8 protein-coding genes and 1 pseudogene are annotated in these 9596 nt (G+C 59.0%); 3 read left to right on the forward strand and 6 right to left on the reverse strand.

What is annotated here, in order from left to right; all coding sequences use genetic code 11:
* Nucleotides 1-156: 156 nt before the first annotated feature.
* From era to lptF, 6 genes are all read right to left on the reverse strand, one after another.
* Entirely contained in the window at nt 157-1059 is a 903-nt protein-coding gene (era, locus tag GBC55_RS29005) for a GTPase Era (RefSeq protein WP_162441054.1), read from the reverse strand.
* The gene (rnc, locus tag GBC55_RS29010; protein ID WP_027924885.1) at nt 1052-1741 is read right to left on the reverse strand and encodes a ribonuclease III; all 690 of its coding nucleotides are present in this window, start codon (nt 1739-1741) and stop codon (nt 1052-1054) included. The genes era and rnc overlap by 8 nt, the downstream gene beginning before the upstream one ends.
* 184 nt (nt 1742-1925) lie before the next feature.
* Nucleotides 1926-2780, reverse strand: a complete 855-nt coding sequence (gene lepB / locus GBC55_RS29015) for a signal peptidase I (RefSeq protein ID WP_162441055.1) — start codon at nt 2778-2780, stop codon at nt 1926-1928.
* A 5-nt stretch (nt 2781-2785) separates the two neighbouring features.
* Entirely contained in the window at nt 2786-4585 is a 1800-nt protein-coding gene (gene lepA / locus GBC55_RS29020; protein ID WP_162441056.1) for a translation elongation factor 4, read from the reverse strand.
* A gap of 171 nt (nt 4586-4756) precedes the next feature.
* Nucleotides 4757-5818 carry an LPS export ABC transporter permease LptG gene (gene lptG, locus GBC55_RS29025; protein ID WP_162441057.1) on the reverse strand — a complete coding sequence of 354 codons (1062 nt, stop codon included), beginning with the start codon at nt 5816-5818 and terminating at the stop codon, nt 4757-4759.
* Nucleotides 5811-6929 carry an LPS export ABC transporter permease LptF gene (gene lptF / locus GBC55_RS29030; RefSeq protein ID WP_162441058.1) on the reverse strand — a complete coding sequence of 373 codons (1119 nt, stop codon included), beginning with the start codon at nt 6927-6929 and terminating at the stop codon, nt 5811-5813. Before lptF ends, lptG begins: the two co-directional genes overlap by 8 nt.
* Before the next feature lie 393 nt (nt 6930-7322).
* On the opposite strand from lptF, the gene GBC55_RS29035 reads away from it, so the two are divergent.
* From GBC55_RS29035 to GBC55_RS29045, 3 genes and pseudogenes are all read left to right on the forward strand, one after another.
* Nucleotides 7323-8813: a leucyl aminopeptidase gene (locus GBC55_RS29035; protein WP_162441059.1), complete on the forward strand. Its 1491-nt coding sequence runs from the start codon at nt 7323-7325 to the stop codon at nt 8811-8813.
* 149 nt (nt 8814-8962) lie between these two features.
* A complete protein-coding gene (locus tag GBC55_RS29040; RefSeq protein ID WP_162441060.1) occupies nt 8963-9391 on the forward strand; it encodes a DNA polymerase III subunit chi in 429 nt (142 codons plus the stop codon).
* An 8-nt stretch (nt 9392-9399) separates the two neighbouring features.
* Nucleotides 9400-9596 (forward strand): annotated as a pseudogene (locus GBC55_RS29045) (DNA polymerase III subunit chi); the annotation flags it as partial.

Consider the following 9596-nt stretch of genomic DNA (forward strand, 5'->3'; position numbering starts at 1 on the left):
AAAACTCAGGCTTTGGTGGCCTTGGCTCGCAAGCTCTGTCGGGTGGCGTTCGCTCTGATGAAAAATCAGAGCGAATACCTATCGGCTTGAGAATTTTGTGTTGCTGGGCAACATAGAATCTCCCACAGGGTATTTCTGGAGTACAGGAGCCGAGTCTTACAGGTCGCCGTAACCCAGCGAACGCAGGGCACGCTCGTCGTCAGACCAGCCGCCTTTCACCTTGACCCAGAGGTTCAGCATGATCTTGGAGTCAAACAACAGCTCCATGTCCTTGCGCGCCTCGGTGCCGATGCGTTTGATGCGCTCGCCCTTGTCACCAATGATGATCTTCTTCTGACCGTCACGTTCTACGAGGATCAAAGCATGAATGTGCAGGGTTTTGCCCTGCTGCTTGAACTCTTCGATTTCCACGGTGATCTGGTACGGCAGCTCCGCGCCCATCTGGCGCATGATTTTCTCGCGCACCAATTCAGCCGCCAGGAAGCGACTGCTGCGGTCAGTGATCTGGTCTTCCGGGAAGAAGTGATCGTTCTCCGGCAGGTAACCGGCGATCACTCGCTCCAGCGCTTCGAGGTTGTGCCCGTGCTGGGCCGAGATCGGCATGATCTGCGCGCTCGGCAGCTGTTCCTGCAACCACGACAGGTGCGGCATCAGTTCAGCTTTGTCTTCGATGCGATCGGTCTTGTTCAGCGCCACGATCAGCGGGCCGGTCACGTACTGGACGCGCTCCAGGACCATCTGGTCCTCGTCGGTCCACTTGGTGCGATCCACCACGAAGATCACCACGTCGACATCTTTCAACGCCGCCGAAGCAGTCTTGTTCATGTAGCGGTTGAGGGCTTTTTCGCCACCTTTGTGCATACCGGGGGTGTCGACGTAGATGGCCTGTACGGCGCCCTCGGTCTTGATGCCCAGCATGTTGTGCCGCGTGGTCTGAGGCTTGCGCGAGGTAATCGCCAGCTTCTGGCCCAGAATGTGGTTCAGCAGCGTGGACTTGCCCACGTTGGGACGGCCGACGATGGCAACATAGCCACAGCGTGTTGCGGTTGAATCAGTCATTGCCATTCTCCACACCCAGGGCAATCAGTGCTGCGGCGGCCGCTACCTGTTCGGCAATACGACGACTCACACCCTGACCTCGGCTTTTTTCATTCAGTAAGGTGATTTCACATTCGACGAAGAACGTCCGGCAATGCGGCTCACCCTGGATATCCACCACTTCGTAACGTGGCAGCTCACAACCGCGCGATTGCAGGAATTCCTGCAAACGGGTTTTTGGATCTTTGTTGGTGTCGACCAGTGTCAGGCCTTCGAACTCACCTGCCAGCCAGGCCAGAACGCGTTCGCGCGCCATGTCCATGCCCGCATCCAGGTAGATTGCACCAATCAGCGCTTCCAGGGCATCGGCCAGAATCGATTCGCGACGAAAACCGCCGCTCTTCAACTCACCGGAACCCAGACGCAGGTAGTCGCCCAGGTCGAAACCACGGGCCAGCACGGCCAGGGTCTCGCCTTTGACCAGACGTGCACGCAAGCGTGACAGTTGGCCTTCGCGAGCCAGCGGGAAGCGATCGAACAGCGCTTCGCCAGCGACGAAGTTGAGAATGGCATCACCGAGGAACTCCAGGCGTTCGTTGTTACGCCCGGCAAAGCTGCGGTGAGTCAGGGCCAGGACCATCAGTTCCTGGTCTTTGAAGGTGTAGCCGAGCTGACGCTCTAGACGGCTTAAGGAAACGCTCACGGTGTACCCACGCTGAGTTCGTGGCTGGATTCCACCGCCATCGCCGTGGTGCGGCGCGGGCTTGGGACAATTAACGCTGTGTTCAAAAATTACATCCTGAATATCATTGTTTTCATGCGTCCGGGGCCGATTGTGCCGGTTCCAGAAATGCATTCGGCGCTGTGTTCAACAGCGCCGTGTGTGATTACTTGATCAGGCCAACCCGCGAGAAATTCGGCAGGTGACTGAGTTTGGGTTCTGGCCAGCTCATCCAGACAGCGAAGGCCTTGCCGACGATATTCTTGTCGGGAACCATGCCCAGCAGATCCTTGGGAATGTTCGGATCATCCCAGTAGCGACTGTCGTTCGAATTGTCGCGGTTGTCGCCCATCATGAAGTAGTGCCCGGCAGGCACGGTCCATGAACGGTCCGGCGTTGCGCGGTAGCGGCTCATTTCCTTGCGGATCAGGTGCTCGGCGATGCCGAGTTTTTCCTTGTAGAGCTCGGCGCTGCCCAGCGTGCCCGGTTCGGAGCCCACCAGCTGCTCGGCGACTGACTCGCCGTTGACGAACAGGCGCTTGTCCGCTGTGTAACGAATCTGATCACCCGGCAGGCCCACTACACGCTTGATGTAGTTGACGTTCGGATCGCTCGGGTAGCGAAAGACCATCACATCGCCGCGCTGCGGATCACCGACTTCGATGATTTTCTTGTCGATCACCGGCAAGCGGATCCCGTAGGAAAACTTGCTCACCAGAATGAAGTCGCCGACATCCAGGGTCGGTTTCATCGAGCCGGATGGAATCTGGAACGGTTCCACCAGGAACGAACGCAGCACCAACACGATGAACAGCACCGGGAAGAACGATTTGCCGTATTCGACCAGCAGCGGCTCTTTGTTCAGTTTCTCGACCACCATCCCGTCAGGCTGGCTGACGCTGCCCTGATAGGAAGCAATGGCAGCACGCCGACGCGGCGCAAGAATAACCAGATCGAGCAACGCCAACAGGCCGCAGACGAACACGGCGATGACCAGCAACAGCGGGAAATTTAGTGACATAGGACCTAACTATCCAACCTGAGCACTGCAAGGAAGGCTTCTTGTGGAATTTCCACGTTACCGACTTGCTTCATGCGTTTTTTACCGGCCTTCTGCTTTTCCAACAGCTTGCGCTTACGGCTAACGTCGCCGCCGTAGCATTTGGCCAATACGTTCTTTCTGAGTGCCTTGACGGACGTACGCGCAATGATCTGACCGCCAATGGCGGCCTGGATCGCAACGTCGAACATCTGACGCGGAATCAGTTCTTTCATCTTCTCGGTCAACTGGCGACCTTTGTAGTGCGCGTTATCCTTGTGCACGATCAGCGCCAGGGCGTCGACCTTGTCACCGTTGATCAGCACATCCAGCTTCACCAGATTAGCCGATTGATAACGATCGAAATGGTAATCCAGCGAAGCATAGCCACGGCTGGTCGACTTGAGACGGTCAAAGAAGTCGAGGACCACTTCGTTCATCGGCAAATCGTAGGTCACCTGGACCTGGGTACCGAGGAACAGCATGTCGTGCTGCACGCCACGCTTTTCGATACACAGGGTAATGACGTTGCCCAGGTGCTCCTGCGGCACAAGAATATTGGCCCGCACGATCGGTTCACGCATGTCTTCGATAGAGGACAGGTCTGGAAGCTTCGACGGGTTGTCGACGTAAATCGTTTCACCGGTTTTCAGCAGCAGCTCGAAAATTACGGTTGGCGCCGTGGTGATCAGGTCCAGGTCGTACTCGCGCTCCAGGCGCTCCTGGATGATTTCCATGTGCAGCATGCCGAGGAAGCCGCAACGGAAGCCGAAGCCCAGGGCGTCGGAGCTTTCCGGGGTGTATTGCAGCGACGAATCGTTCAGCGTGAGCTTTTGCAGCGCCTCACGGAAGTCTTCGAAATCGTCGGAGCTGACCGGAAACAGGCCGGCGTAGACCTGCGGCTGAATGCGTTTGAAGCCTGGCAGCACATCGACGTCGGGCGTGGAGCTCAAGGTCAGGGTGTCACCGACCGGTGCACCGTGAATGTCCTTGATGCCGGCAATGATGAAGCCCACTTCGCCGGCCTTCAGGTCAACGGTGGCGGTGTGTTTCGGGTTGAAGACACCGACGCTGTCCACCAGGTGGATCTTGCCGGTTGACTTGACCAGAATCTTGTCGCCCTTCTTCACGCGGCCATGGCGCACGCGAACCAGGGAAACAACGCCCAGATAGTTGTCGAACCAGGAATCGATGATCAACGCTTGCAGCGGATCTTCGTAGTTACCGGTTGGCGCAGGAATGGTATGCACCAGGCGCTCGAGTACCTCATCGACGCCCAGACCGGTCTTGGCACTGCACTCGACCGCATCCGTCGCGTCGATGCCGATGATTTTCTCGATTTCTTCTTTGACGCGGTCCGGATCGGCCTGTGGCAGGTCGATCTTGTTCAGGACCGGCATGACTTCCAGGCCCTGCTCGATGGCCGTGTAGCAGTTGGCAACCGACTGCGCCTCAACACCCTGACCGGCATCGACTACCAGCAACGCACCTTCACAAGCCGCCAGCGACCGGCTGACTTCATAGGTGAAGTCAACGTGGCCCGGGGTATCAATGAAGTTCAGCTGGTACTTGATGCCATCGCGAGCGGTGTAATACAGGGTGACGCTATGGGCCTTGATGGTGATCCCGCGTTCACGCTCCAGGTCCATGGAGTCCAGCACCTGGGCCTCCATTTCGCGCTCGGCAAGGCCGCCGCACATCTGGATGAATCGATCAGCCAGCGTCGACTTGCCATGGTCAATGTGGGCGATGATGGAGAAATTGCGGATATGACTCAAATCACTCACGGATCAACACTCAAAAAGGCTGCAGGCATAGCCCGCCGAAAAATAGCCGGGAATTGTACCTGATCCACGGCGCAAGCGTCACGTTTGCAGGTCAGACGGCGCATACAAAAACGCCCCGACCTTGCGGCAGGGGCGTTTCTTGAGAGTGGCGAAGCTGGGAAATACCCGGAATCAACCGGCCCGACGCAACAGCCAGACCCCGGCCAGGGCGCACACACTGGCGGGCACCAGCACCGCAAACAGCGGCGAGAAACCGAACACCAGGCTCGAAGGGCCGAGCAGATCCTGGACGATACGGAAGGTGAACCCCACCAGCACGCCAGTAAACACACGCTGGCCGAGGGTCACCGAACGCAGCGGACCGAAGATGAAGGAGATCGCCATCAGCACCAGTGCAGCGGTGACCAGTGGCTGCAACACCTTGACCCAAAATGCCAGCCAGTACCGGCCGTTGTTCAGCCCCTGGTCAGCCAGGTAATGGATGTAACCCCACAAGCCGGAAATCGACAGCGACTCGGGCGCCATGACCACAGTGCTCAGCAACTGCGGGCTCAGGGCAATTTCCCAGCGCTCTACAGGTGTCGTGACCACTTCGGTGCTTTTCTCATGGAACAGCGTGGTGGTGACGTCGCTAAGCTGCCAGTGATCCTTGTCGAACTCGGCGCGCTTGGAAAAACTCGCCGACAGCATGTGCCGTTCTTTATCGAAGTGGTAACGGGTTACGCCATACAGCACGCCATTGGGCTGTACCGAGTTGACGTGGATGAACTCGTCACCCTGGCGATGCCACAAGCCATGCCGGGCGCTTTGTGCATCCCCACTGCCTTGTGCCAATGAACGATTGGCTTGCGCGGCGCTTTCGGTGGCGGGCGCCACGTATTCGCCAATCAACACACCAGCGACCATCAATACCAGCATCGGCTTCATGACCGCCCAGACGATACGGCCGATGGAAACGCCGGCTGCGCGCATGATCGTCAGTTCGCTGTTACTGGCCAGGCTACCCAGACCGATCAGGCACCCGATGAGCGCCGCCATCGGCAACATGTCGTAGAGACGACGCGGCGCCGTCAGCAGGACGTAGCTCAAGACGTCCAGCAAGGTATAGGTATCGCTGGCGTCGCCCATCTCATCGATAAAGGCGAACAGCGTCGCCAGACCGAGAATAATCCCCAATACCGCCAGGATGGCCACGAACACGCTGCTACCGATGTAGCGATCCAGCTTAACCACGGGCCACCTCCAGCGCGCTGCGGCGACTCGCCAGTTTCAAGCGCATGGGCTCCCAATAAAGCAGGACGAGGCCAATTGCCAGGAAGATTCCGTGCACCGGCCACAGGCCCAAAGCCATCGGAAGCTTGCCTTTTTCCAGCGCGCCACGGGCGGCAATCAGGATGGTCAGGTAAGCCATGTAGAGAAGAATCGCCGGTAGCAGTTTGAGGAAACGTCCCTGACGCGGATTGACGCGCGACAGCGGCACCGCCATCAGCGTGACGATGAACACCAGCAATGGCAGCGAGATTCGCCATTGCAGCTCGGTGCGCGAACGGATGTCTTCACTACCAAAGAGGCTGCTGGTAGGCATTGCATCCCGGTCGGTGACTTCGTCACTGACATCCGGATTGGGCAGCAGAACACCATATTCTTCGTATTTGATTGCACGGTAATCAGCCTGCCCCGGACTGCCGTCGTAGCGGTAACCGTTGTCGAGAATCAGATAGCGGTTGCCGTCCGGGCGGATTTCCTGACGGCCTTTTTCGGCCACCAGCACGGAAATACCACGATCCTTCTGGTCCGACGACGTGTTCTTTTGCGAAATGAACACGCCACCCAAATGGATACGATCGTCCGTCAGCGTTTCGGTATAGGTCACCCGCGTACCGTCACGCAACGCCTGGAAGCGTCCGGGCTCCAGCGTATCGAACTCGGTCAGGGCGTCCTGCTTGTTCAACAGCAACTGAAATTGATTGGCCCCTTGTGGCGCCAGGCTCAGGCTCAACCACGCCACCACGAGGGCGACCAGAGTGGCCGGAAACAGAGTCATGGCGAACAGGCGTTGCTGGCTCATGCCGGTGGCCGACAGGACGGTCATTTCGCTTTCGAGGTACAAGCGACCGTAGGCCAGCAGGATGCCCAGAAACAGCCCGAGGGGCAGGATGAGCTGCAGGAAACCCGGAAGTCGAAAACCCATGATCAGAAACAGCGAGCCCGGATCCAGAAGACCTGCCGCCGCCTGGGCGAGGTATTTGATGAAGCGTCCGCTCATGATGATGACCAGCAGCACGGCGCTAACGGCACTCAGGGTCAACAGGACTTCGCGGGATAGGTAACGAAAGACAATCAAACCAGACACTCCAGGGTTGTCAGGCGAAGGCGGCCAAACAAGCAAACATATCAGGCGGACCGCAAGGCAGGGCCGCCGAAAAGATGGCGCATTATCCTGTGATTGTGCGCGCCTGTCACTGCGCAATGCATTGGCGCGCAGGGCGCAGGAGCAAGCCTGCTCCGGACGGCGATCCGAGGATCATCGCCTCCCTGCAGCGGGAAGTCTGACACCCCATGGCGGGCTCGGGTTCCTTGCGAGCAGGCGTGCGCCCACAATCGTAAGACCGAGGGTTGTCAGGCGCAGCAGGCGAGGTTCAAACTGCGGCCTTTGTCGCAGGTCGTGTCTTGCGTCTTTCTATTTATAAGCAAGTTCATACGCTTGCGTGTTGACCATTGATTCAGGGGCCCGGACATGGAACTGGTTGTAAAAAGCGTTAACCCAGAAACGTTGAAGACCGCCACTCTGGTCGTCGCCATCAGCGAAGGCCGCAAACTTGGCGCCGTTGCCAAGCAACTCGACGAATTGAGCGGCGGCGCAATCAGCGCTGTCCTCAAGCGCGGCGACCTGGCCGGCAAAGTCGGCCAGAGCCTGCTGCTGCACAGCCTGCCGAACCTCAAAGCCGAGCGCGTATTGCTGGTCGGCGTGGGCAAGGACGAAGAGCTGGGCGATCGCCCGTTCCGTAAAATGATCGCCGGCATCCTCAACACCCTGAAAGGTCTGGGCGGCACTGATGCAGTGCTTGCGCTGGACGAAGTGGTGGTCAAAGGTCGCGACAGCTACGGCAAGACCCGTCTGCTGGCCGAAACCCTGGTGGACGGCGAGTACACGTTCGATCAGTTCAAGAGCCAGAAACCCGAGCCTCGCGCACTGAAGAAAGTCACCCTGGTGACCATCAAGGCAGCCCAGGCTGAAGTCGAACGCGCCGTGGCCCACGCTACCGCGATTGCCAATGGCATGGCGTTCACCCGTAACCTGGGCAACCTGCCCCCGAACATCTGCCACCCGACATTCCTCGGTGAACAGGCGAAGAACCTGGGCAAGGAATTCAAAAGCCTGAAAGTCGAAGTCCTCGATGAGAAGAAGATCAAGGACCTGGGCATGGGCTCGTTCTACGCCGTCGGCCAGGGCAGCGCCCAGCCTCCGCGCCTGATCGTCATGCAATACAACGGTGGCAAGAAATCCGAGAAGCCTTACGCGCTGGTCGGCAAAGGCATCACGTTTGACACCGGCGGCATCAGCCTCAAGCCAGGCGCCGGCATGGACGAAATGAAGTACGACATGGGCGGCGCTGCCAGCGTGTTCGGTACCCTGCGTGCCGTGCTCGAGCTGAAACTGCCGATCAACCTGGTGTGCATCCTCGCCTGCGCCGAAAACATGCCGAGCGGCAACGCTGCGCGCCCTGGCGACATCGTGACCACCATGAGCGGCCAGACCGTGGAAATCCTCAACACTGACGCCGAAGGCCGTCTGGTGCTGTGCGATGCCCTGACTTACTCCGAACGCTTCAAGCCACAGGCCGTGATCGACATCGCGACCCTGACTGGCGCTTGCGTCGTTGCGCTGGGTGCTCACACCTCCGGCCTGCTGGGCAACAACGACGAACTGATCGGCCAACTGTTGAGCGCCGGCCAGTCCGCCGACGACCGCGCCTGGCAGCTGCCGTTGTTCGACGAGTACCAGGAACAGCTGGACAGCCCGTTCGCCGACATCGCCAACATTGGCGGCCCGAAAGCCGGCACCATCACTGCCGCCTGCTTCCTGTCGCGCTTCACCAAGAACCTGAACTGGGCGCACCTGGACATCGCCGGCACTGCATGGACCAGCGGCGGCAAGGACAAAGGCGCCACTGGCCGCCCGGTTCCACTGCTGACCCAATACCTGCTGGATCGCGCCAAGGCCTAAATATCGCTCACTGACTACTGTAGGAGCGAGCTGGCTCGCGAAAAACTCAAGATCGCCGCGATTAACCTGGTTTCCCGCGCAATCGTTGACGACCTTCGCGAGCAAGCTCGCTCCTACAGATTCCGCGGAAGTTGATTCCAGGAACCGCAATGACCAAAGTCGACTTCTATATCCTGCCCAGCGCCGATCCTTCGGCGCGGCTGGATTTCGCCTGCAAGCTCACCGAAAAAGCGTGGCGCATGGGGCACCGTATCTATCTGCATTGCAGCGATGCCGCCCAACGCGACGATCTTGATGCACGCCTGTGGGCCTTCAAGGGCGAAAGTTTCGTTCCACACGGGCCCGCCGAGAACGAGCCGGAGGGTTTGATCGTGCTGGGACTGGGTGACGACTGCGGTCAGCACCAGGATCTGCTGGTCAACCTTGACCTGAAAGTGCCCGCCTTTGCCAAACAGTTCGCCCGCGTGGCGGAAGTGGTGGTAGAAGAGCCAACGATTCGCCAGGCCGCGCGGGAGAGTTTCCGCTTCTATCGCGAACAGGGCTATCCTCTGCAAGACCACCGTTTACAGCGACTCTGAGTATTCCGATGGACACGCCAAAAACGCACCAACAGTCCGCGCATCTGCTGGACGACCTCGAGTCGATCCGCCAACTGCTCGGCGATGACAACCTGCAACCCCCGCTTTTGACCGACACGGTCGAGGACGAGGATCAGGAACAGATTCCGATGTTGTTCGAGGCCGTCGACACCGCGCCGCCTGCCGCCGAGCCCTCCCCCGCCCC

The organism is Pseudomonas sp. TNT3, assembly GCF_010095445.2.
Classification (GTDB): Bacteria; Pseudomonadota; Gammaproteobacteria; order Pseudomonadales; family Pseudomonadaceae; genus Aquipseudomonas.

Coding starts and splice junctions, on each gene's coding strand:
- era (WP_162441054.1), bottom strand. CDS start 1,059: ATGACTGATTCAACCGCAACACGCTGTGGCTATGTTGCCATCGTCGGC.
- lepB (WP_162441055.1), bottom strand. CDS start 2,780: ATGTCACTAAATTTCCCGCTGTTGCTGGTCATCGCCGTGTTCGTCTGC.
- GBC55_RS29035 (WP_162441059.1), top strand. CDS start 7,323: ATGGAACTGGTTGTAAAAAGCGTTAACCCAGAAACGTTGAAGACCGCC.
- GBC55_RS29040 (WP_162441060.1), top strand. CDS start 8,963: ATGACCAAAGTCGACTTCTATATCCTGCCCAGCGCCGATCCTTCGGCG.